Annotated in this window: 19 protein-coding genes; 10 read left to right on the forward strand and 9 right to left on the reverse strand. The window is 61.3% G+C overall.

Annotated elements, in window-relative coordinates:
• Window positions 1-266: 266 nt before the first annotated feature.
• Both AC0WR5_RS11680 and AC0WR5_RS11685 read right to left on the reverse strand, forming a co-directional pair.
• Entirely contained in the window at window positions 267-701 is a 435-nt protein-coding gene (locus AC0WR5_RS11680; RefSeq protein WP_475863305.1) for a CBS domain-containing protein, read from the reverse strand.
• Window positions 702-764: 63 nt separating this feature from the next.
• Window positions 765-1,658, reverse strand: a complete 894-nt coding sequence (locus tag AC0WR5_RS11685) for a LysR family transcriptional regulator (RefSeq protein WP_475863307.1) — start codon at window positions 1,656-1,658, stop codon at window positions 765-767.
• A 93-nt stretch (window positions 1,659-1,751) separates the two neighbouring features.
• Between AC0WR5_RS11685 and AC0WR5_RS11690 the strand changes: the two genes are divergently transcribed.
• Window positions 1,752-3,251, forward strand: a complete 1,500-nt coding sequence (locus tag AC0WR5_RS11690; protein ID WP_475863309.1) for a CoA-acylating methylmalonate-semialdehyde dehydrogenase — start codon at window positions 1,752-1,754, stop codon at window positions 3,249-3,251.
• A gap of 87 nt (window positions 3,252-3,338) precedes the next feature.
• Here AC0WR5_RS11690 and AC0WR5_RS11695 read toward each other — a convergent pair whose 3' ends face one another.
• Window positions 3,339-3,746 carry a YkgJ family cysteine cluster protein gene (locus tag AC0WR5_RS11695; protein WP_475863311.1) on the reverse strand — a complete coding sequence of 136 codons (408 nt, stop codon included), beginning with the start codon at window positions 3,744-3,746 and terminating at the stop codon, window positions 3,339-3,341.
• A gap of 195 nt (window positions 3,747-3,941) precedes the next feature.
• On the opposite strand from AC0WR5_RS11695, the gene AC0WR5_RS11700 reads away from it, so the two are divergent.
• From AC0WR5_RS11700 to AC0WR5_RS11715, 4 genes are all read left to right on the forward strand, one after another.
• A complete protein-coding gene (locus AC0WR5_RS11700) occupies window positions 3,942-5,081 on the forward strand; it encodes an acyl-CoA dehydrogenase family protein (protein WP_475863313.1) in 1,140 nt (379 codons plus the stop codon).
• Complete coding sequence (locus tag AC0WR5_RS11705) at window positions 5,078-6,118, forward strand: enoyl-CoA hydratase/isomerase family protein (protein ID WP_475863314.1); 1,041 nt, start codon at window positions 5,078-5,080, stop codon at window positions 6,116-6,118. Before AC0WR5_RS11700 ends, AC0WR5_RS11705 begins: the two co-directional genes overlap by 4 nt.
• 24 nt (window positions 6,119-6,142) lie before the next feature.
• On the forward strand, window positions 6,143-7,015 hold the full coding sequence (mmsB, locus tag AC0WR5_RS11710; RefSeq protein ID WP_475863316.1) for a 3-hydroxyisobutyrate dehydrogenase: 873 nt from the start codon (window positions 6,143-6,145) through the stop codon (window positions 7,013-7,015).
• A gap of 891 nt (window positions 7,016-7,906) precedes the next feature.
• Window positions 7,907-8,221, forward strand: coding sequence for a hypothetical protein (locus tag AC0WR5_RS11715; protein WP_475863318.1), 315 nt, complete (start codon window positions 7,907-7,909; stop codon window positions 8,219-8,221).
• Between the two features lie 101 nt (window positions 8,222-8,322).
• Here AC0WR5_RS11715 and uvrA read toward each other — a convergent pair whose 3' ends face one another.
• Window positions 8,323-11,181, reverse strand: a complete 2,859-nt coding sequence (gene uvrA, locus AC0WR5_RS11720) for an excinuclease ABC subunit UvrA (protein WP_475863320.1) — start codon at window positions 11,179-11,181, stop codon at window positions 8,323-8,325.
• Between the two features lie 161 nt (window positions 11,182-11,342).
• Between uvrA and AC0WR5_RS11725 the strand changes: the two genes are divergently transcribed.
• The gene (locus AC0WR5_RS11725) at window positions 11,343-11,702 is read left to right on the forward strand and encodes a rhodanese-like domain-containing protein (RefSeq protein ID WP_475863322.1); all 360 of its coding nucleotides are present in this window, start codon (window positions 11,343-11,345) and stop codon (window positions 11,700-11,702) included.
• 108 nt (window positions 11,703-11,810) lie between these two features.
• On the opposite strand, the gene lpdA is transcribed toward AC0WR5_RS11725, so the two are convergent.
• The 5 genes from lpdA to AC0WR5_RS11750 form a co-directional block, all read right to left on the reverse strand.
• Window positions 11,811-13,205, reverse strand: coding sequence for a dihydrolipoyl dehydrogenase (lpdA, locus tag AC0WR5_RS11730; RefSeq protein ID WP_475863324.1), 1,395 nt, complete (start codon window positions 13,203-13,205; stop codon window positions 11,811-11,813).
• 213 nt (window positions 13,206-13,418) lie between these two features.
• Window positions 13,419-13,997 (reverse strand): DUF924 family protein, encoded by a 579-nt coding sequence (locus AC0WR5_RS11735; RefSeq protein ID WP_475863326.1) that lies wholly within the window; start codon window positions 13,995-13,997, stop codon window positions 13,419-13,421.
• Window positions 13,998-14,107: 110 nt separating this feature from the next.
• Complete coding sequence (locus AC0WR5_RS11740; RefSeq protein WP_475863327.1) at window positions 14,108-15,373, reverse strand: MFS transporter; 1,266 nt, start codon at window positions 15,371-15,373, stop codon at window positions 14,108-14,110.
• 90 nt (window positions 15,374-15,463) lie between these two features.
• Window positions 15,464-16,513: a tRNA preQ1(34) S-adenosylmethionine ribosyltransferase-isomerase QueA gene (gene queA, locus AC0WR5_RS11745; RefSeq protein WP_475863328.1), complete on the reverse strand. Its 1,050-nt coding sequence runs from the start codon at window positions 16,511-16,513 to the stop codon at window positions 15,464-15,466.
• Window positions 16,514-16,649: 136 nt separating this feature from the next.
• Window positions 16,650-20,045 carry a YhdP family protein gene (locus AC0WR5_RS11750; RefSeq protein WP_475863330.1) on the reverse strand — a complete coding sequence of 1,132 codons (3,396 nt, stop codon included), beginning with the start codon at window positions 20,043-20,045 and terminating at the stop codon, window positions 16,650-16,652.
• A 134-nt stretch (window positions 20,046-20,179) separates the two neighbouring features.
• On the opposite strand from AC0WR5_RS11750, the gene AC0WR5_RS11755 reads away from it, so the two are divergent.
• From AC0WR5_RS11755 to AC0WR5_RS11770, 4 genes are all read left to right on the forward strand, one after another.
• Complete coding sequence (locus AC0WR5_RS11755; protein WP_475863332.1) at window positions 20,180-20,641, forward strand: peroxiredoxin; 462 nt, start codon at window positions 20,180-20,182, stop codon at window positions 20,639-20,641.
• 113 nt (window positions 20,642-20,754) lie between these two features.
• Window positions 20,755-21,579, forward strand: a complete 825-nt coding sequence (locus AC0WR5_RS11760; protein ID WP_475863333.1) for a ferritin-like domain-containing protein — start codon at window positions 20,755-20,757, stop codon at window positions 21,577-21,579.
• Between the two features lie 286 nt (window positions 21,580-21,865).
• Complete coding sequence (locus AC0WR5_RS11765; RefSeq protein WP_475863335.1) at window positions 21,866-23,194, forward strand: DUF5930 domain-containing protein; 1,329 nt, start codon at window positions 21,866-21,868, stop codon at window positions 23,192-23,194.
• Window positions 23,184-23,690: a bactofilin family protein gene (locus AC0WR5_RS11770; protein ID WP_475863337.1), complete on the forward strand. Its 507-nt coding sequence runs from the start codon at window positions 23,184-23,186 to the stop codon at window positions 23,688-23,690. The genes AC0WR5_RS11765 and AC0WR5_RS11770 overlap by 11 nt, the downstream gene beginning before the upstream one ends.
• Window positions 23,691-23,825: the final 135 nt, after the last annotated feature.

Genomic DNA, 23,825 nt, shown 5'->3' on the forward strand with positions numbered 1-23,825 from the left:
GCACGCAACAATATTGCCTTCCTGATTGCAAGCAGAGAACGTTAACACGACGAATTACGCTGCGCGCCGCGTTGGATTTCCCGCTTTTCCCCTGAAGAACGGAAGACGCTTTCCTGATCTGTCAGAAAAGCCGGGACGGCCCGCGTGGTCATCCATAGGATGCCTCCCCCCACGCATATGGACCGTCCCGAAACCCGACATCCGCTTCCGGTTCGGATGTGGGTATTCCTGGGTCTCAACTCAAAGCAATTGACCCGCGCAGCGGCTCAATAGCCCATGATCATCCCTTCAAGGGCATCCTTTTCCGCCGAGAGCTGGCTGAGACGCGCCTTGACGACGTCCCCGATCGTCACGATCCCCACCAGTTCGCCGTCTCTGGTCACAGGCATGTGACGGAACCGGCCCTCCGTCATCTTGGTCAGAACCTCATCGGACATCATGTCGAGCGTACAGCAGATAGGATTGCGGGTCATCAGCGCCTCGGCAGACAGCTCCACGCAGGACGGCCCCCGCGCCGCCAGCGCACGCACGATGTCGCGCTCGGACAGGATACCCTCGGCGTGGATCCCATCGCTGCTGACGACGACACCACCAATTCTCTTCTCCGCCAAGACCTGGGTCACTTCATGAACAGGCATTTCCGGTGCGACGGTAAAGACACCTTCCGTGCCCTTGGACTTCAGGATTTGCTGAACCAGCATCCGATTCCTCCCTGGCTTGTGATGCTCTCCTCTAATTCAACTTTTATGAGGATAGGCGATTAGTCAAGAGAGTGCTTCAATCCGGGCAATTTCCGCTCGAAGCCGCTGGCCCAGCATCGCGGCAAATCGGTTCATCCGGTCCAACCGCGCATCATCGGCATGCCGCACCAGATAGAAGGCCCGTTTCAGACTGACGATATCGGGAAGGACACGCACAAGATCCTGATGCGCCGACAGCGAAAAGTCATGGATGATCCCGATGCCGCAGCCCTGCGCGACCCAGTGGAACTGAACGGACACGGAGTTGGATGCCAATGGCACCCGCTCTCCGCCAATCTCGCCCAGATAGTCCAGCTCCTTGTCGAAGATCATGTCTGGAATGTAGCCGATCAGGCGGTGCCTTTTCAGATCCTCCACACAGGTGATTGGCGGATGGGCCGCAAGGTATTCCCGCGTGGCTGCCAAATGCAGACGATAGTCGCTGATCTTCTGCACTTTCAGACGACCGGCCGTCGGTGCACTGACCGTGATAGCCATGTCGGCCTCGCGTCGTGTCAGGTTGAACAGGCGAGGCAAGGCCACGATTTGAATGTCCAGCTCCGGGTTGTCATCGGCGATGTCGGCGCAGACCTGCGGCAGCAGGAAATTTGCAACGCCATCCGGCGCGCCAACTCTGATCTGGCCTGACAGGCCGGCTTCGCCCTGCCCCGCAATTTCGGCCTGTCCGGCCGCAAGCGAAGCCTCAGCCCTGGCTGCATGACTCATCAACCTCTGCCCGGCGTCCGTGAGGGCGTAGCCTTGCGGGCTCTTAGCAAATAGCGCCGCACCAACCGATTGTTCGAGACGTGTTATCCTGCGCCCCACCGTTGCGGGGTCGATACGCAGATGCCGGGCTGCTCCGGACAGGCTCTCGCTGCGACCAACGGCAAGAAAGAAACGTAGGTCATCCCAGTTCATACATGCATTCCTGCAAAATGGTTTGAAGAACTTCCTCTTTCACCGGCAGAAATGCAAGGATAGCGTGAAGAAAATCAAATACTGGAGGATTCCATGCAGGAACTGACCCATTTCATCGGCGGTGCCGCCACGGCCGGCACGTCCGGTCGCTTTGCCGACGTCTTCAATCCCGCGACTGGCGAAGTGCAGGCCAAGGTGCCCCTGGCCAGCGCTGCCGAAATCGATGGCGCAGTCAATATAGCCATGGATGCTCAGGTGGAATGGGCCGCGGTGAACCCCCAGCGCCGTGCCCGGGTCATGATGAAATTTGTCGACCTTCTGAACCGCGACATGGACAAGATTGCCGAGGCGATCAGTCGCGAGCACGGCAAGACCTTCCCCGACGCTAAGGGTGATGTGCAGCGGGGGCTGGAAGTGGTCGAATTCTGCATTGGTGCGCCGCACCTGCTGAAGGGCGAATACACCGACGGCGCTGGCCGCGGCATCGACATGTACTCCATGCGCCAGCCGCTCGGCGTCTGTGCCGGGATCACCCCTTTCAACTTCCCCGCCATGATTCCCATGTGGATGTTTGCTCCGGCTCTGGCCTGCGGCAACGCCTTCATCCTGAAGCCTTCCGAGCGCGCCCCGAGCTGCCCGATGATGCTGGCCGAGCTGATGGAAGAGGCCGGCCTGCCCAAGGGCCTGCTGCAAGTCATCAACGGCGACAAGGAGGCCGTCGACGCCCTTCTGGATCACCCCGTGATCCAGTCGATCGGCTTCGTGGGCTCCACGCCGATTGCCGAATACATCTATGGCCGCGGCTGTTCGAACGGCAAGCGCGTCCAGTGCTTTGGTGGCGCCAAGAACCACATGATCATCATGCCCGACGCCGACATGGACCAAGCCGCCGATGCTCTGGTCGGTGCCGGCTACGGTGCGGCGGGCGAACGCTGCATGGCGATCTCCGTGGCCGTGCCCGTAGGTGAAGAAACCGCCGATCGTCTGATCGAGAAACTGGTACCCCGGATTGAGAAACTGAAAGTTGGCCCCTACACCGCCGGGGACGATGTGGACTATGGCCCTGTCGTGACCGCGGCCGCCAAGGAGAAGATTCTCGGCCTGGTCCAGTCCGGTGTCGATCAAGGCGCGGAACTGGTTGTCGACGGGCGCGACTTCAGCCTTCAGGGCTACGAAGAAGGCTTCTTCGTGGGGCCGCACCTCTTCGACAAGGTCACGCCCGACATGGACATCTACAAGCAGGAGATATTCGGGCCGGTGCTCGCCACCGTGCGTGCTGGCTCCTACGAGGAGGCAATCGGCCTTGCGATGGATCACGAAATGGGCAACGGCACGGCAATCTTCACCCGCGATGGTGACGCTGCCCGTGACTTTGCCAACCGGATCAACATCGGCATGATCGGCGTGAACGTCCCGATCCCCGTGCCACTGGCCTATCACACCTTTGGCGGCTGGAAGAAATCGGCCTTCGGTGACCTGAACCAGCACGGCACCGACAGCTTCAAGTTCTACACCCGCACCAAGACAGTTACGGCCCGCTGGCCCTCGGGCATAAAGGAAGGCGGCGAGTTCAACTTCAAGGCCATGGACTGACCAGAGTTGGGGCGGCTGCGGCCGCCCCCTTCTCACCGCATCGACATCTTGAAGGGAGGCAAGATGACGGGACGAGAAAATTGGCGCTCAGGCGTGGCCGTCACGCTGGTTGGACGCGTTCAGCAAAGCGATTGCACCATCATAAGGAAGCTCGTCCGGTGTCACCGGCAGCTCGAGCGCCGGGAGGCGGATGGCATCGGCCTGAGCCATGCGATGGAACCGGCTGCGCCCGCATTCGAAACTGCCCGAGCGAAATGCACGGCAAGCGGTCGGTCTGTTCTCGTATATGGCACAGGCAAGCCCGCCGCCCGGGATCGGTGTCAGCTGGGCGCAATGCCCATCCTTCATGCGCATGAAAATGCCCTCGGTCGTCACCGTGAGAGCCTCGGCGGGGATATCGCGCGCCTGGTCCTCCGGGAACAGGCGGATATAGCGGTCGTGCGCGCCAAAGCAGCAGGCGCCACAGGACAGGCAGTCGTACGCAGTCTCTGTCATTGTGAAAAAGGTCCAGGCGCCGGCCGTCGGCTACGGGACCGAAGGCGATGCGCTGCGCGGCCATTACACCCGGGATGACGATCCGGGAAGAGGGAAAATCATTGCTGCGCGGATGAACTGAACGAAGCAGCAAGAGGGAATGGAAGGTCCGGAAGGCGCCTTCGGATCGGCAGATGAGGCAAGGAGGAGTGCCCCATGGACTTTGCGCTGAATGAAGAACAGCAAGCCATTTTCGATTTGGCACATGCCTTCGGACAGGACCGGATCGCATCCCATGCCCGCGCTTGGGAAACCGCCGGTGAAATACCCAAGAGCCTGTGGCCAGAAATCGGCGAACTCGGCTTTGGTGGTCTATACGTCAGCGAGGAGCATGGTGGCTGCGGCCTGAGCAGGCTCGATTCGACGCTCGTCTTCGAAGCCCTTTCAATGGCCTGCCCATCGGTGGCCTCGTTCCTGTCCATCCACAACATGTGCGCCAAGATGCTCGACAGCTTCGGCGCCGACAGACTGAAGGCCGATCTGCTGCCCGGGGCCTGCGCCATGACCACGGTACTCTCCTATTGCCTGACGGAACCGGGATCGGGATCAGATGCCGCGGCACTGAAGACCCGTGCGGAACGATCATCCTCGGGCTACCGTTTGACCGGAACAAAGGCTTTCATTTCAGGCGGCGGCTACTCTGACGGATACCTTGTCATGGCCCGCACTGGCGACGCTGGGCCGAAGGGCATTTCGTGCTTCTATCTGCCAGCGGACAGCGAGGGTCTGACCTTCGGAGGATTGGAAGACAAGATGGGCTGGCGCAGTCAGCCCACCCGTCAGGTCCAGATGGATGATTGCGCAATCCCGGAGGGTAACCTAGTCGGCGATGAGGGACGCGGCTTCGCCTATGCTATGATCGGTCTCGATGGTGGCCGTCTAAACATCTCGGCCTGTTCGCTGGGCGCCGCACAGTCAGCGCTCGACGCAACAATCAATTACATGCAGGAACGCAAAGCCTTTGGACAATCGCTTGACCAATTCCAGGCACTTCAGTTCCGGCTTGCGGACATGGAGATCGAGTTGCAGGCCGCCCGCACCTTCCTGAGGCAGGCGGCATGGAAGCTCGACACCGGCGCTCCGGATGCCACCAAGTTCTGCGCGATGGCCAAGAAATTTGTAACCGAGGCCGGATCACGGATCGTCAATCAGTGCCTGCAGTTGCATGGTGGTTACGGCTATCTCACCGATTATGGAATCGAGAAGCTGGTGCGGGATCTGCGCGTGCATGAAATTCTGGAAGGCACGAACGAGATCATGCGCCTCATCACGGCAAGGACAATGCTGAAAGCATGAGTGACATCTTCATTCGCAAGGACGGATGCGCAGGCCGCATCACGCTGACACGCCCCGCCGCGCTCAACGCGCTCTCCTACCAGATGGCCCTCGCCATCGACGCGGCCCTTCAAGATTGGAGCACGGACGAGAGTGTCTCGCTCGTCATGATCGACGCTGAGGGCGACAAGGCCTTCTGTGCTGGCGGCGACATCCGGGAAATGTATGAGACTGGAGTTCGGGGTGACTTTGCCCACAGTCGGAATTTTTGGCGCGACGAATACCGGATGAATGCCCGGCTGGCAGAATACGGCAAGCCAATCGTCAGCTTCATGCATGGGTTCGTCATGGGCGGTGGGGTTGGAATCGGCTGCCATGTCAGCCACCGCATCGTCTGCGAGAGTACCCAGATGGCGATGCCCGAAGCAGGTATCGGTCTCATTCCGGATGTCGGTGGCTCTCTGCTTCTCGCGCATGCGCCCGGGCATCTCGGCCGTTACCTGGGCCTGACGGCCTCACGGATGGGGGCATCGGATTCCATCCATGCCGGTTTCGCCGACTATTTTATTCCCGCCTCCGGGTGGGAAGCCCTCAAAGCGCTGCTGGCAGAGACCGGTAAGCTCGGTGCGATCTCGGCCGCCTCCATTCGCACGGAACAAGGCAAGCTCGCGTCGGAGCAATCGCTTATCGACGCGCTCTTTGCCGCTGATGATCTGCCCGGAATCATCGAAGCCCTGGAACTGGAAGAAGACGATGAATTTGTGGCCGGCGCTCTCAAGTCGATCCGGCGCAATTCGCCCCTCGCGATGGCATGCATCTTGGAGATGCTGGACCGTTTGCACGACCGGAGCAGTGTCAGGGAATCGCTTCAACTGGAATACCGCTTCGCTTATCGCTCGATGGATCAGGGAGATTTCCTCGAAGGGGTGCGTGCGCAAATCATCGACAAGGATCGCAAGCCGCGGTGGAAACATACGTTTGCAGGCGTCGAGGCCAAGGTCGAGGCCCTTCTCGCTCCGCTAGATGCCGCAGAACTTACATTCGACACCGCGCCTTGAACGGACGTCGTAGGGAGGAAAGACATGAAGATCGGATTTATCGGGCTCGGGAACATGGGCGGACCGATGGCCCGCAACCTGGCCGCCGCCGGACACAGCGTTACTGGCTTTGACACAGCCAACGTCAATATCGATGCTGTGACCATGGCCACGAACGCAGGCGATGCGGCCAAGGGACAGGATGCCGTGATAACCATGCTGCCCAACGGCGAAATACTGCGCCGCGTTGCCGCAGAAATCCTGCCGTTGATGGATAAGGGCGCGCTATACCTCGATTGCTCTACGGTCGACGTGGACAGCGCTCGCACCGTGGCAGAACTCGCGGAGAAACACGATCTTCTGCCGGTTGACGCGCCTGTCTCTGGCGGCACGGGCGGCGCCACAGCAGGCACTCTAACCTTCATGGCAGGAGGGCCCGAGGAAGGCTTTCTACGCGCGAAACCGCTCTTCGACATTATGGGACAGAAGGCCGTTCACTGTGGCGCTCCGGGCAACGGCCAAGCGGCCAAGATCTGCAACAACATGATCCTCGGAGTTACCATGATCGCGACATGCGAGGCTTTTGCCCTCGCCGACAAGCTGGGTCTGGATCGCCAGGCCATGTTCGATGTCGTCTCGACCTCGTCGGGCTATTCCTGGTCCATGAACGCCTACTGCCCTGCGCCGGGGATCGGCCCGCAATCTCCCGCCGACAACGGCTACCAACCCGGCTTTGCCGCGGAACTGATGTTGAAGGATCTTCGTCTGTCCCAGATGGCGGCTCGTTCTGCGGATGCAGATACGCCAATGGGCGCCACCGCAGAAGACCTGTATACCACCTTTGTCGAACAGGAAGACGGCAGGGGTCGGGACTTCAGCGCAATGCTGCCACGGTTCGAAAGCCGAGGCAGAGGTTGACACTCCGACACCCATCAGCGAGGCGACCAGCAATTGTTGGCCGCCTCGCGACAGCGTGATCATCGTGCCTGCGACGGAAGGCACGGGGCTGTGCGTTCAACTCTGTAGCATAACGCCAGACAGGAGAGCGCCATGCCCACTTCGATTGCAACCAGATCCCTGCACGCCCTGATGGCAGGTAGCGTGGCCCTTGGCCTTGCCGGCACGCCGGCTCTCGCGCAAAACGCCCCGTCGCAGGGCTGTCAGCCGGGCCAGCAATGTGGCCAGCCAAAGCACGACGACAAGGATCGCCAGACACAACGGGACGGCGGCCATCAGCAGGGTGGGCAAAACCGGCCCCCGCAGATGCCAGGTGGTGACCGTCAAGCCAATAGCCAGCAACGCGGCTCTCAGCAGGGAGGCCCCCAGGGCAACTCCCAACAGAGGCCGCCTCAAGGCGGAGATAGTCGGCAGGCACAGGACCGGCCCGGTGGGAAGCAGGGCCAGCCCCCTCAGTCAGGCAGGGGCCCGCAAGGGCAACCGCCCTTCCAGGGGAATCAGAACGCACAAAACCGCCCTCCTCAGGGCGGACACCCGGATATGCATGACGGACGCGGACTGCCGCAGTTGTCGCAACAGCAGCGCTCCCACTTGCCGCCTCTTCCCCAAGGTCAGTCGTACCGCCGGGACGGCAAACAGATCGTACGCGTAGACAACCAGACCGGAGAAGTGATTGCGATGATTGGCCTCTTCGCTGCCATTGCCGCCCTCGCTTCCGGAAACTGACGACAACCGAAGACAACCGGCGAATGCCGACCCACCAAGGCGCCGCGGAACTTTTTTGCGGCGCCTTTTGTTTTTCTCCCAAAGGCGCCCCCTCGACCAGAGAAGCCGCCAAGTGGAGTTGATTAGATGCCCCGACTGAAGACATTCACCATGCCTGTCGCCGCCGGTCTGATATCGGCCATGCTTCTGGCCGGTGCCGCCGAGGCGAATATCCCGGACGAAGTTCTTATGTTCAAAGCGGCCGAGGACCATTGCGACGCGGAGGCGGCGGGTCAGTCACCGATATGCCGCGGGTCAACCCTTGCACTAGACATCATGCCCTATTTGCTCAATGACGAGCTTTCACATGATACTCATGATGTCCGCTTGGAGCCCTCTCCAGAAGACAACAGACAGTCGCCTGAGGACGCCGATTCTCATAAATCGCCGAACCCGTCATGAGTGTCGATCGCCAGACTTGCGAACTCTAACCTACTACCAGCCCGGAACCAAAAATTTCCCAAGACCTGTTTCAGCGACAGGCCACCCAGCTGCCGCAGAGATTACTCTGCGGCGACCTTCGCGTTCTTGAGCATATCCTTCAGATAACGACCGGTGTGGCTCCGCTCTACGGCAGCCACGTCTTCAGGCGTACCGACGGCAACGATCTCGCCACCGCCGTCTCCGCCTTCCGGGCCGATATCGATGATCCAGTCGGCTGTCTTGATCACGTCCAGGTTATGCTCGATGACCACGACCGAGTTCCCCTGATCGACAAGCTCATGCAGCACCTCGAGCAGTTTGCGCACATCCTCGAAGTGAAGTCCCGTCGTAGGCTCGTCGAGAATATACAGCGTACGGCCAGTGGACCTGCGGCTCAGCTCCTTTGACAGCTTTACCCGCTGTGCTTCGCCGCCAGAGAGCGTCGTGGCCTGTTGACCTACCTTGACGTATCCAAGACCGACCCTAACCAGGGCATCCATTTTTTCGCGGATGCTCGGCACCGCCTGGAAAAACTCCTGCGCGTCCTCAACTGTCATATCCAGGACATCTGCGATGCTCTTGCCCTTGAACTTGATTTCGAGCGTCTCGCGGTTATACCGCGCCCCGCCGCAGGTTTCGCAGGTGACATAGACATCCGGCAAAAAGTGCATCTCGATCTTGATGACACCGTCCCCCTGGCATGCCTCACAGCGTCCGCCCTTGATGTTGAAGCTGAAACGCCCGGGCTTGTATCCACGGGCCTTTGCCTCGGGCAGACCCGCGAACCAGTCCCGGATCGGCGTGAAAGCCCCGGTGTAGGTCGCAGGGTTCGACCTCGGTGTACGGCCAATCGGGCGCTGGTCGATGTCGATCACCTTGTCGAGATGTTCGAGGCCCTTGATCGTTTCGCAGGGCGAAGGCGTCTGACGGGCACCGTTCAGCCGCATGGAGGCCGTCTTGAACAACGTCTCGATGGTCAGCGTCGATTTGCCGCCACCCGATACGCCGGTTACGCAGACGAACTTTCCCAAGGGAAATTTTGCGGTCACGTCCTTCAGATTGTTGCCGGACGCCTTGACCACTTCGATGCTCTTGCCGTTGCCCTCACGTCGTGTCGCCGGCACCGAGATCTCGCGTTTGCCCGAGAGGTATTGTCCCGTCAGGCTTGCAGGGTCGGCTGCGATTTCTTCAGGGGTGCCCTTGGCCACCACATTGCCGCCATGCACGCCGGCGCCCGGCCCGATGTCGAAAACATAATCCGCTTCCCGGATCGCCTCTTCATCATGCTCGACCACAAGCACAGAGTTCCCCTGGTCACGCAGGTTTTTCAACGTCTCCAGCAGGCGGCCATTGTCGCGCTGATGGAGGCCGATGGAAGGCTCGTCCAGGACGTAGAGAACTCCTGTCAGCCCCGAACCGATCTGACTGGCAAGCCGGATCCTCTGGCTCTCGCCACCACTCAGTGTGCCGCTGGCGCGTGCCAGCGTCAGATACTCTAGCCCGACATTATTCAGGAAACCGAGCCTTTCCCGGATTTCCTTGAGAATGGGCCTTGCGATCTCGCCCTTCTGGGTTGAAAGCTGATCCGGCACCGTCTGGACCCAGTCGAGAGCATCACGGATCGACATTTCGGTGACTTGCCCGATGTGCAGTTCGGCGATCTTCACCGCCAGCGCCTCCTCCTTCAGACGATATCCGTGGCAATGTCCACAGGGCCGGTTGTTCTGGTAGCGTTCAAACTCTTCCCGAACCCAGTTGCTGTCGGTCTCGCGATAGCGGCGTTCCATGTTCGGAACCACCCCCTCAAAGGCACGGGTTACGTTGTACACCCGCCCGCCCTCGTCATACCGGAAGGCAATCTCCTCCTTGCCGGACCCATAAAGAAAGACGTTCTGGATCTTGTTCGGCAGGTCCTTCCAGCGCGCCTCCTTGTCAAATTCATAATGCCGCGCGATGGACTCGATCGTCTGAAGGAAATAAGGGCTCTTGCCCTTGCGCCAGGGTGCAATGGCACCATCAACAACCTTCAGCTGTGCATCCGGGACCACCAGCCGCTCGTCGAAAAACAGCTCCATCCCGAGACCGTCACAATGAGGACAGGCCCCGTCAGGCGCGTTGAAAGAGAACAGACGCGGTTCGATCTCGGGGATCGAGAAGCCGCTGACAGGACAAGCAAAGTTCTCGCTGAAGGTCAGCCGCTCCGGAGCCCCCTCACGCGGCGCGGTCTCGAGAACCGAAATCCCATTGGCAAGGTCGAGAGCCGTTCGGAAGGAATCCGCCAAGCGGGTTTCCATGCCTTCCCGCACGACGATCCGGTCGACGACCACATCTATGTCATGGCGGAACTTCTTGTCCAGCTTCGGCGGCTCGTCAAGATCGTAGAACTCTCCGTCGGCCTTGATACGCTGAAAGCCCTGCTTCTTCAGGTCTTGGAATTCCTTTCGATACTCTCCCTTGCGGTCCCGCACGATGGGCGCAAGCAAGTAGGCCCGGGTCCCCTCTTCCATCCCCATGACCCGGTCGACCATGTCTTGAACCTGCTGAGCCTCGATCGGCAGACCGGTCGCCGGGCTATACGGTGTCCCGGACCGGGCAAAGAGCAGTCGCAGATAGTCATAGACCTCGGTCACGGTGCCGACGGTCGACCGCGGGTTCTTGCTCGTCGTCTTCTGTTCGATGGAGATAGCCGGGCTTAGGCCAGAAATATGGTCCACGTCCGGCTTTTCCATCATGTCGAGGAACTGCCGCGCATATGCCGAAAGGCTCTCGACATAGCGGCGTTGACCTTCTGCATAGATCGTATCGAAGGCCAAGCTCGACTTTCCCGACCCGGACAGACCGGTAATCACAACCAGCTGATCCCGGGGAATCGATACATCGATATCCTTGAGGTTATGTTCGCGCGCACCGCGGACTTCGATTTGCTTCTGTTCGGCCATTTTTGCCCCCCGGGCTAAGACTTTCCTAGAGATAGGTGACGGTGGCCGGACGTCCAAGCGGAAAATGAGAACATTACAGGAACATCAAATACAGCCACTTCACATTCTCTTTTCCGAATACCATATCATGGTCAACAAATGTTCACACGAACGGAGACACCATGCTCAAGCTGTTTTCCAAAAGGTCCAAGTCCCAAGAGATGTCGGCTGCCGATGCAGTCTCCGCGTCCGACAGTATTGTCCTGCTGGACATCCGTGATATCGGAGAACTTCGCCAGTCGGGCACCGCAAAGGGCGCCGTGCATATACCTCTCTTCACCCTCTCCTTCCGCGCTGATCCCCGCCATCCGGAACACGACGAGCGCTTGGCCACGGACGCGACCATCTGCGTTTTTTGCGCCGCCGGAGGGCGGGCCGCCTCTGCCAAGAGAATGCTCGAAGACATGGGCTACACCGACGTCCACAACATCGGTGGCCTGCGTCACTGGGCCCAAGCAGGTGGTGAGGTTGTTTCGTCCTGAGATGCACCCGATCCGCAAGGGTGCAAGCGTCCCCCAGCTCTTGGGACGAAATGACGAGGGGCGCCCTTTACAGGGCGCCCCTCTGAAATCGATTTGTCACGCACGCGGTCAGATGTGGATCTGACGACCATAGGCTGCAAGCGCGGCTTCATGCATCATCTCGCTTAGCGTCGGATGCGGGAAGACGGTCTGGAAAAGATCTTCTTCGGTCGTCTCGAGCTGGCGCCCGACGACATAGCCTTGGATCAGTTCCGTTACCTCAGCCCCTACCATGTGGGCGCCGAGCAGCTCGCCGGTCTTCGCGTCGAATACGGTCTTGATCAGACCTTCCGGCTCGCCGAGCGCCACGGCCTTGCCGTTGCCGATGAAGGGGAACTTGCCGACCTTCACCTCGTAGCCCTGCTCCTTGGCCTTTGCTTCGGTCAGTCCGACAGATGCTACCTGTGGATGGCAATATGTACAACCCGCGATGCTCTCCGGCTTTACAGGATGGGCATGCAGCCCTGCGACCAGTTCGGCGACCATGACGCCTTCGTGGCTTGCCTTGTGCGCCAGCCAGGGGGCCCCCGCTATATCACCGATGGCAAAGAGACCTTCGACACCTGTCCTGCAGAATTCATCCGTCACCACATGGGTGCGGTCGATCTTCACGCCCAGCTCCTCGAGACCGAGGTTCTCGACGTTGCCGACAATCCCCACCGCGGAAATGACCGTGTCGAATTCCATCTTCTCGACCTTGCCACCGGTTTCGATATGCGCGGTCACCTTGCCTTTGGCACGGTCAAGCTGTTTGACCATGGATTTTTCCATGATCTTCATGCCCTGCTTGATGAACTGCTTCTTCGCGAAGGCGCTGATTTCAGCGTCTTCGACCGGAAGGACGCGGTCCATGACTTCGACCACGGTCGTGTCGGAACCAAGCGTGTTGTAGAAACTCGCAAACTCAATGCCGATGGCGCCGGACCCGATCACGAGAAGCTTCTTGGGCATCCTGACAGGCTTAAGCGCGTGCCTGTATGTCCAGACCAGATCACCATCGGCCTCTAGGCCGGGCAGTTCGCGGGCACGCGCACCGGTGGCCACAACGATGGCCTTGCCGGTCAACTCTTCGGTCCCTTTGTCGGTCTTGACCGAAACCTTGCCCTTGGCAGGCAGGCTTGCCTCGCCCATGAACACAGTCACCTTGTTCTTCTTCAAAAGGCCGCGCACGCCGCCTTCCATCTGCTTGGCCACCCCTCGCGAGCGCTGGACAACGGCATCAAGGTCATAGCCGATCTTCTCTGCGCTCAGCCCGAAATCCTTGGCGCGCTCCATCAGGTGGAACACCTCCGACGACCTCAGGAGCGCCTTGGTCGGGATACAGCCCCAGTTCAGGCAGATCCCACCGAGGTGTTCACGCTCGACAACAGCGACATTCAGCCCTAGCTGCGCCGCACGAATGGCCGAAACATAGCCCCCCGGGCCCGCGCCGATCACGATGAAATCAAAAGATTTGGCCGCCATGCGCCCCTCCGCTGCAATATGGTCTGCAAGATAGTTTGACGTTAAACTATCTCGAAACAGGCCACAAGGAGCCAAGGCGGAATGCGTTTTGCACGACAAGAGGCACTCCGAGCAACTCAGGCCCGACGGTCGACACTCTCGTTGCGACAGTCGGGAGAGTCAAAGAAATCGTGCAGGCAGGCGCCTGCGGATCTCGTCCGATGGCAGCCAACGTTAATCTACCGCCTGCAGCTCCCTGACGGTCTGACCGTACCCCCCCTTTTCAAGATAGGCAGCTTCCTGATCCGAAACACTCCGATCGAGTGCCTCGTTGCGATAGGGGAAACGCCCGAATTGGCGGATTACTTCGCGATGTGCCTTCGCATGCACCATGTTGGAAGCACCCGTTTCAGGCATCCGCTCTACCATCAGCCGCACACACCGCTCCTGGTCGCAGAGGTTCTCGGAATGCATCATGGGCAGGTAGAAGAATTGGCGAGCCGGCTCGTCGATCTTCATGTCGAACCCGTGATTGATGGCCATTTTCGCTGCTGCCAAGGCCATGGCATCACTCCGGAAGGCCTTCCCTTCCCCCCGGAACATGTTGCGCGGAAACTGGTCCATCAGAACAAGGTAAGCCAGCGCTCCGCTCGGATAGGTAAGCCAGAAGCCGTTGTGTCCTTCGCATGCCTTGTGCCAGGCGTCGGAGAACTTTTCACGGATCGTGGCATCCAAGTCATCTGAGGACTTGTACCAACCGTCCGGCCCGACGTCGTCCAGCCAGAATTCCAATACGTCTTCGGGGGCAATCATGGCGATCTCCTCTCTGCTCTGCTTGCCTCTTCACCAATAAGGAGAGCATTGCAGTTGTAATTCCACAAAAAAATATCTTCTTCCGTCGCTATCGTCCGAACCGGCGGGGTTCAGCCGTCGCTTTCCTCTGATGCTGCCTCCTCAGCAGCCTCATGTGCCCATTCCTGCGCCGCTCCGACTGCAACCGAGGTCGCGGACATAAGGACCGGAGCATAGGCTGCAGTCTCCTCAACGGCCGGCGCGGCGCGTTGCGTCATCCGATAGAGTGCATAGGCGGCCGTGGCGAGAAGGAGGACCGCGATGAACAGGAAAAAGCCCATCGGCCCGGTTACCGTCATCACATAGCCGGTCAGCAGGGGGCCCCCAATTGCGCCAAGTCCGTTCACGAACATCATGCCCGCACTGCCCGCAGCCATCTGATCATAGTCGAGAAGATCGTTCAGATAGGCCAGCAACAAGGAATAGAGCGGATTCGTGAGCCCCCCGATCACGAAGGCGGCAAAGAGCAATGCCATGAAGTTCTCGCCGAAGAACAGGCCGATGATCGCACCGAGCCCGCCGACGAGCGCTTCGAACATGATCAGGCGCCGGCGATCCATCCTGTCCGACAGCCAGCCCAGGGGAAAGAGTGCCACCAAGGCTCCAATGTAGAAGGTCGTGATGAAGAGCGAAATCTGAGGCAGGGACAGCCCGGCCTGAGTACCGAAGACCGCGGCCATGCCGAACTGGGCCGAGAAGGCCCCACCGACGAGAAAGACACCGACGATGCTGAGAGGCGAGGTGCGATAGAGTTCGACGAGGGACATCGGCTTGGTCGACTCGAAGGCGGGCGTCGGCGAGATCGAAAGAAGGATCGGCGCAAAGGAGATCGAGACGAGAACGCTCGGCACGATGAACATGACATAGCCAGCCGGGTCACCCAGTAGCAGGATCCCCTGCGCGAGCATGATTCCCACCACCTGAACGAGCGTATAGAGCGCGAGGGACTGCCCCCGCGTCTCATTGGTTGCAGCGTTGTTAAGCCAGCTCTCGGCAGTGACATACACCCCTGAGAAACAGAAGCCGATGATCACCCGTTCGACGCTCCAGGCCCAGGGATTTGCCCAGGTCGGATAGAGAATGAGAACGGCCGAAATGAAGGACGCCAGTGCGGCAAAGACCCGTACGTGACCCACGCGACGGATCATCTCCGGGGCGAGGCGTGATCCTCCGAGGAAACCTGCGAAATAGGCCGACATCACAATCGACATGTTGAACGTGGAAAAGCCCTCGATTTCCCCCCTGACACCGAGCAATGTCCCCTGTAGACCATTGCCGAGCATCAGAAGCATGAGGCCGAGCAGCAGAGCCCATGATGTTCCCAGAACCTGGATCATCAGCGTATCTCCTTCAGGTCTTCTCGTCGGATTTGAATTACGCTCAGGAAGTACCCGGCGGGGCGGTCTTCCTTCCCTGTCATGTCCGGCTTAAGGGATCAACAACGAGGCGTCTCCATAAGAGAAAAATCGGTATTTCTCCTCCACCGCATGAGCATAGATCTGCCGTATCCTCTGCTGTCCCATCAACGCAGAGACGAGCATCATCAACGTGCTCTTGGGTAGGTGGAAATTCGTCATCAGAGCATCGGCCACGCGGAAATCGAAACCCGGATAGATGAAGATGTCCGTCTCGCCCTGCCAAGGCGCAATTGCGCCGGTGTCGCGCGCAGCGCTTTCGATCAGCCGCAGCGCCGTGGTGCCAACCGGAATGATACGACCGCCCGCCTCCCTGGTCGCGGCGATTTCCGCTGCAGCGGCCACGGTCACTTCTCCCCATTCGGCGTGCATCTTGTGCGTTGTCACGTCATCGACCTTGACGGGCAGAAACGTCCCGGCGCCCACATGAAGGGTCACTTCGGTAAAGCCCACGCCGATTTCCCGCAGATGCGCAAGTAGCGGTTCATCGAAATGCAGCGACGCGGTAGGGGCTGCCACGGCGCCCGAACGCCGGGCCCATATGGTCTGATAGTCTTCCTTGTCCTGCTCGTCGGGCGCGCGCAGCGCGGCAATGTAGGGCGGCAACGGCATGTTGCCTGCCTCGCTGAGCGCTGCATCGAAATCCTCTCCCTGCAAGTCAAAACGCAGCAGGCCCTGCCCTTCCTCCCGCCCTTCGAGGACCGCCGACAGTTGATCGGAAAAGCGGATTGTCTCGCCTTCATGGACCTTCTTCAGTGGCTTCAGCAACGCCGCCCAGGTGCCATCCGCGCGAGGCTCCAGCAGCGTGACCTCGATCCGTGCCTCGGTCTCGCCCTGGGCGGATGCACGACGACGGATACCGGTGAGGCGGGCGGGAATGACCTTCGTGTTGTTCAGAACAAGCCTGTCCCCAGGGCGCAGCCAATCTCCGATATCCCTCACGATCGCATCCGTGATCATGTCTCCCTCCGCGACCAGAAGCCGCGCCGAGGACCGGGGGCGTGCCGGACGGGTTGCGATCAGCGTCTCGGGCAGGTCGAAATCGAAATCGGACAGGTGCAAGGGAAACTCCGTGACATCACGCTGACCCGGACCCCGGGGCAGCCTTTCGGCAGCCCGCTACACCCGAGGGCCCGAAATCGCAATGGCCGCATCAGGAAACCAAGGGAAAAGGCCATTTTGCGATGATCGAACACCGTCAGTTCGCGACCTCCGGCGGAGGACGCCGAAAGATCTCGCGGAACATGCCCGGGGTCAGCAGGGAGAGCGGGTTCACGCGCACCGAGGGTGACGCGGCATCGCCCTTGAGGGTAAAGTTGAAACCGATCAGTCCCTCGCCCTTGCGGGTCAGAACCGACCCGATGCCGTTGACAAGGTAAAAGGGCGACACCACACCCTGCATGTCGATGTGCTTGCTGTCGATGTCGTAGATCCCGTCGAGCGAAATACCGAGCGAAGCGCCGGTTGCACTCGCCCTCTTCAGGATCAGCTGGTCTGGGGTCAGACGGAAATCCGCCTCGACATCGGAAAAGGCGATGCCCTGCCCGGCCATCTGTTCCACAAGGCCGATGACACTGATGGCGCTGAGGAGGTCGGCCACGACCGGAGCATCGTGAATGGAGAGGTCCGAGATGTGCAGGTGGCCGTCATAGGTGCCAGGCGCCCCGGTCGGATCCAGCTGCAGCTCGAGCTGGCCGCCGCGCCCGAGCTTCAGCACTTCCGTGGCCGACATCACCCGCCCTGCATCATCGGAACGGATCACGATCTGGTTGCCGGCCGCAACTGGCGTGACCGTCCCTGTGATCGGAGCCATGCCGTTCAGCATCCCGGCAAAATTTCCTCTCAGACCGCCATCCGAGACGAACTCGCCGGTCATGTCGTCAAGGCTGAGCGTATCGGCAATGCGCAGGCTGTCGAGTTTAAGGCTTAACGGTCCACCTGTCTGATCGCCTTCAGAGAGGCCTTTCGGCATCTTCTGCATGTCAAGCTTGCCGCCGTCAATCTCCACGCCCGGTGGCACGCCGCGGCCGCGTCCGCGCAGGGTCACCGGCGCCTGCAGCCAATTGCCAACGCGGACCTGGTCGAAGACCGCCGCCTGCATGCTGCCATCGGCGGCCATGTCAACATGCCCTTCGGTCTGCAGTCCCGGGACATCGAGGCGAAGTTGGGTGATCTGAAGCGGCGCCCCCATCGAGCCGGCGACTTCGAGCCTGCCGGTCCCGGACTGGGAGAGCTGCCACCCGATCGAAGGGATGGAGACCCCGAGCCCACCCAGATCGGAGCTAAGGCGAAATGAAGGCGTGCCGCCCTTTGGCAGATCCACGGCCAGGTCGCCCCGGCCACTGCCGGTTATGCTGCCCGGCGCCAGCCCCAGCTGGAAGCTCTCTGCAGCCCCTGCATCGAGCACTACATCCGCCGTGACGGTGGATCCTTTGGTGTCGGGACCGATGGGAGAGGTCCATGCACCGTCGAAGGCCACGCCGGCCAGCGACCCGCTGCCGCCGATACGGATGGCCTCCTTGTTGACTGACAGCGCCAGCTCAGGCGCAAGCAGGGTCTTGCCGGGCACAAGCTGGTCGCTCTCGACATCGCTCAGGGTTCCATCGACCTTCAGGGTCATCTCGTCGAGCGTGACCTTGTGGCCCTTTATCATCGGGAACGTCATCTGCGCCGAGGCGGCAACCTGCCCCCGGGCCAGGTCCACCGGCCGCCCTGCCTTCGTCATCAGGCTGAGCGGCTCCTGGTCGAGGAGCGCCAGAACATCCGGGATTTCTCCGGCGATTTGCAGGTCGACCTGTCCTGGCCCGCCCTTCACCTTGACGTTCGGCACCACGAAGGTAGTGCCTGCGATGTCGATCGGATCATGTCCCGGCGCCGTGACGTGTCCCTCCTCGGCGCGGATCACGAACCGGTTCCGCAGCAGCGTCCCGTGGCCGCGCCCTCCGGTAATCGGCGGCATGGTCTTCATGAAGCGCGAGGTCATGTCGTCGTAATCGAAGCCGAGGAAGACATCCGGCTTGTGTCCCTGCCGCGCCTTGAACGCGAATTGCACGTTTTCAAGGGTCGCCTGGCTAACATTCTCGGTGATCCAGGTCCGGCTCTTGGAGGCAAGTGGCGCAGGCCAGATCGACAGCAGCTCTTCCGATGACATCTCCTCGGGCATATGCCCTGCCAGGCTGAGTGCCCAGCCTTCGCTGCCTGCGGTCATCTCTCCGGACAGGCGCAGCGTCTTGCCGTTCTGGGTCAGGCTCAGCTCGCCCAGCGTCAGCTCGAAAGGGTCGAGCCGCAGCCGCATATCGAGGCTGGCCCCGTCCAGCCGCACCGGCTCGGGCAGCAACTGGCCCGGACTGAGGCGAAAGTCGGTCACAGCGATCTGACCGACCATCTCGACCGGCTCCGCGCCACCACCGTTGATCTGCAGTTCTCCCTCGGCCGAGACCCGCGCCACCTGGCTGTCCACGGAGATCTCGGAAAAGCTGAGGCGGCGGGTGGCGGGATCGTAGGTAAGATAGGTGCGCGCATTGCGGAAGCGGATCGGACGCGCGTCCTCGTTGGGCTGCAGCGCACCGGGCCCGATCTGCAGTGTCGCGTGCATCGGGCCAACCTTGCCCTGGTCATCGAGGCTGATGCGCAGGGCCCCCGACAATGGCGCATCTAGAACCGAAAGCCAGGCCAGCGCCGGACTCTGGGTGGCAAGATCCGCCGCGGGCATCTCCTCGACGTTCAGGGCGAACTCTCCGCCACGGGTGTCCAGGCGCGTGGAATAGCTTGTGCCGATGACAGTGGCATAGGAATGCCCGCCCAGCAGCGCGAAATCGCCCCGGATCACCAGGTCTTCGCCCGAGCGCGACAACAGGACACGGCCGCCGTCGACCGACCAGGCTCGCTCGGCCTGAAGATCCTCGTAGGCGACAGTCATCGCGCGGGCCTCGATCCGGGTCAGGGCCGAGAAATGACGGCTCGAAAGCAGGCTCTTGAATTCTTCCAGAACCTCGGTGATGTCCTTGCCCGCCTCGGCAGCGGTCAGCCCGCCCGATGCCTGCGGCAAGAGATCGAAAGCGCCGTCCGCCTTCCGACGAATACTGAGCTGTACGCCGGAAATGGTCACGTCACGGGGCCTGATCTGCCCCTTGAGCAGCGGCCCGAGCGCAAGCTGAACCGTCATCTCTGCCACGCTGAGCCGGGGCAGATCGGATTGCAGCGAAACGGTGGCATCGGAGAGCCGGATCCGCGGCTGCCAGCCCTCCTCGAAGACCAGCGTCAGATCTGCAAAGTCGAGGTCCATGCCGGGGTTCTGCACCTCGACCCGATGTTCGATGGCCGACCGGAGCCAGGCAGGCGCGGTCAGCGTACGGTCATTGGTGAGGATATGGGCAACCGCCGCAAGGCCCACGAAAACCAGCAACAGGAGCGCCAAGCGCACCAGCCGCAACAGGACCCGGATGATGCGGTTGCCCTCCTGGTGACCGTGCTCATGGTCCTGCCGCGCTGGCTCACCGGAGCTTTCCGCGTCGGCTCCGGCCGCGCGGTTCTGGTCCTGCCCTTCCGGGGAAATCTGCGGCCCGGTTTCCTCCGGGCGCTCGGTCTCGTCCATACACTTCCCTGCGCTCTCTGCTCTGCGCATCGCGTCTCGGCGCTTCGCAAACGGGCGAAGACCGGATTGGGTTTATTCTCTCCCGCCACGGTCTAATATGGAAGGCAAGAGTAACGCACCAGAAAGGCGAAGGAATGCCCTCGATCGGCGAAATGGCCCCCGACTTTACCCTGCCCGCGACCGGAGGCAGCGACGTGACCCTGTCCGCGCTGCGCCCCGCTCCGGTGGTATTGTTCTTTTATCCAAAGGACGACACGCCCGGCTGCACCACCGAGAACAAGGATTTCACGGCTCTGGCTGCGGCATTTGAAGAGGCCGGCGCAAAGCTGCTCGGCGTGTCGAAGGACTCGCTCTCCAAGCACGAGAAATTTACCGCCAAGCACGAGCTGGCGACCGTCCTGCTGTCGGATGAAGAGGGCGACGTCTGTGAAAGCTATGGCGTCTGGAAGGAAAAGAAGATGTACGGCAAGACCTTCATGGGAATCGAACGCGCGACCTTCCTCATCGACGCAGAGGGCAAGATCGCGCAGGTCTGGCCCAAGGTGAAGGTGGCAGGCCACGCCGAGGAGGTTCTGGAAGCGGTGAAGGCCCTCTGAGCGCACTTGCGTGACCGGCATGCGGGGGCCGGCCCCCGCATGTCGCAGATATTTTCCAAGAGATAGAGAAGGCGCTGCGGCCCGAAGGCGGAATGCGGCGGCGAAAGGACAAGATGGCCGAAACACTGGCAGAGATGGCGGTGGAGGTTCTGAGCACCGCAGACGGGCGCGCCAAGACGGCGCTGTCGCATCGATATGCGGCGGAGTGGTTTGCAGCGCGAAGCGAAGGCCGCGAGATACCCATCGGCCGCTCCCTGCCACCGCTGCAGCCTGCCCGCCCGGCAAAGCCCCCGCTGCTGAGCCCGCGCGATGTGCCCAGGCGCCGGCCCGGCTCGCCCCAGGGGCGGATCGCCCTGCTGCATGCGGTGGCGCATATCGAACTGAATGCCGTCGACCTGCACTGGGACATCATCGCGCGGTTTCCGGACGTGTCGATGCCGCCGGGCTATTATGACGACTGGGTCAAGGCGGCAGACGAGGAATCCAAGCACTTCAACCTGATGTGCGATTGCCTGGAGGAGCTGGGCAGTCACTACGGCGCCCTGCCCGCCCATGCCGGCATGTGGCGCGCCGCCGAGGATACGGCAGACGACATCTTTGGACGACTGGCCGTGGTGCCCATGGTTCTGGAGGCGCGCGGCCTGGACGTGACCCCGGGGATGATCGACATCTTCCGCAAGGCCGGGGTAGTGAGTGCCGTGGCGGCGCTGGAAACCATCTATGCAGAGGAAGTGGGACACGTGGCCTATGGCTCGAAGTGGTTTCATTTCCTGTGCGGCCGCGAGGGACGGGACCCGAAGCCCTTTTTCCACGATCTGGTGCGGCGCTATTTCCACTCTACGCTGAAACCGCCCTTCAACGAGGAAAAACGCGCGGAAGCCGGACTGCCGCCGGATTTCTACTGGCCCCTGACCGAGAGCGGCAACGACGCCGAGTGATCCCTGGTTGTGCCGCCCACCGGCGGGGAGCAGGCGGCGCCGAGGCGCCGGCGAAAGGCTGCCCTGCCCGTTCCACGGGCGCCAGACGGCGCCGTATTGCCGATTTCCTCAGTATTTCCACGTAAAACAGGCGGGAATTCGCCAGTTTCGCAGGATTGCACTGACCCTGCGCAAGAGAAAGTCCAAAACTGTTGCCCGACTGCCACCCAGCCGGTAACAGGTTGCAGGCGCCCTTGATGGGGATCAGTGCGGGGCGCGGGGACGGGACGAAAAGGGACACGAATACGTGAGGACTAGGGTAGCCATTCGCCTTCACGCGATACTCGAACGGCATTTTCCGGAACGCCGGCTTTTCCTGAAATCGGACAGTGACACGCGCTTCATCCGCCTTCGGCCATCGACGCAGCTGCTGGCCGTGGCCGGCAGTGCCGCGATCGTGGCCTGGACGATCATTGCCACCGCGATCCTTCTGATGGACAGCATCGGATCGGGCAATTACCGCGAACAGGCGATGCGCGATCAGCAGACCTATCAGGACAGCTTGAACACCATGGCCGACGAGCGCGACAACCGCGAGACCGAGGCGCTTGCCGCCCAGGAACGGTTCAACACGGCTCTCGGCCGGATCTCGGACATGCAGACCGAACTGCTCAAGTCGGAAGCACGCCGGCGCGAGCTGGAAACCGGGATCGACGTGATCCAGACCACCCTGCGCCGCACCTTGGATGAGCGCGACAATGCCCGCAGCCAGCTCGCCGCCCTGAACGACGCAAACAGCCAGGACAGCGATCGCCAGGAGATGCCCGCCTATGCCGAGGACACGCTCTCGGTTCTGACCGCCGCGCTGTCCGAGACCGCCGAAGAACGCGACCAGATCCATAACGATGCCCGCGATGCCGTTGAACAGGCTGACGAATTGTCCCAGCAGCTGGCGCTTCTGCAGGACCAGAACGACGCGATCTTCCACCAGCTGGAAGATGCCCTCGACGTCTCGGTCGAGCCGCTGGACAAGATGTTCCGCGCTGCCGGCCTGAACACCGACACGCTCATCAGCCAGGTGCGCCGCGGCTATTCCGGTCAGGGCGGCCCGCTGACCCCGATCTCCTTCTCGACGATGGGCACCGTGCCCTCGCCCGACGCGCAGCGCGCCAATCAGATCCTGAGCCGGCTCGACGAGCTGAACCTCTATCGCCTGGCCGCGGCCAAGGCGCCCTTTGCCAACCCGGTGCATGACAGCTATCGCTTCACCTCGGGCTTCGGCACCCGGCGCGACCCGAAAACCGGCGGCATCCGGAGCCACTACGGCGTCGATCTTGCGGGGCCCGTGGGCACCCCGCTCTATGCCACCGGCGACGGCGTGGTGATCTTTGCCGGCTGGTCGACCGGCTACGGCAGACTGGTAAAAATCCAGCACGATTTCGGAATCGAGACCCGATACGGGCATATGTCCCGCATTCGCGTGAAGGTGGGCCAAAGGGTCTCGCGCGGGGACCGGATCGGTGATATGGGAGCATCCGGACGTGTGACGGGCCCCCATGTGCATTACGAGGTGCGCGTCAACGGTAAACCCGTTAACCCGATGACATATATCAAGGCTGCAAGAGATGTTTTCTAAGAGCAAAATCAACGAACCCGGCCCGAAGGCCACCGAGAGCACCACGCCGGCAAGTGACGCCCCGGTGAGCAAGCCCGCCGCAAGCTCTGACTACAAACCCTCTGCGCCCAAGGCAAAACCGCCGGCATCCGTGCTGTCGTCCGACCTGCACATTACCGGCAACCTGAAGACCACCGGCGACATCCAGGTTGAGGGCACCATCGAAGGCGACATCCGTGCCCACCTGCTGACCGTCGGCGAAGGCGCCACGATCCGCGGTGAGATCACCGCGGACGACGTGGTCATCAACGGCCGCATCGTGGGCCGCGTGCGTGGCCTGAAGGTGCGCCTGACCTCGACAGCACGGGTCGAAGGCGACATCATCCACAAGACCATCGCGATCGAGAGCGGCGCCCATTTCGAAGGCTCCGTCCAGCGCCAGGACGACCCGCTGTCGAGCGGCCCGAAGGCTAGCGCGCCCAAGGCCACCGTCAGCACCGGCGGCGACGCAAGCTGATCCCGGGCCGCCTTGTCGGGCGGCACCGCGACAAGAAAGAGACCCCGGCCGGACCTCGTTCGACCGGGTTTTTTCATGCCCCCGGATGAGGGTCGAAAACCCGCAACACATTCCATACCGACAATATTTCCAAGT

The sequence above is a fragment of the Pseudooceanicola sp. DL12 genome (genome assembly GCF_056270665.1).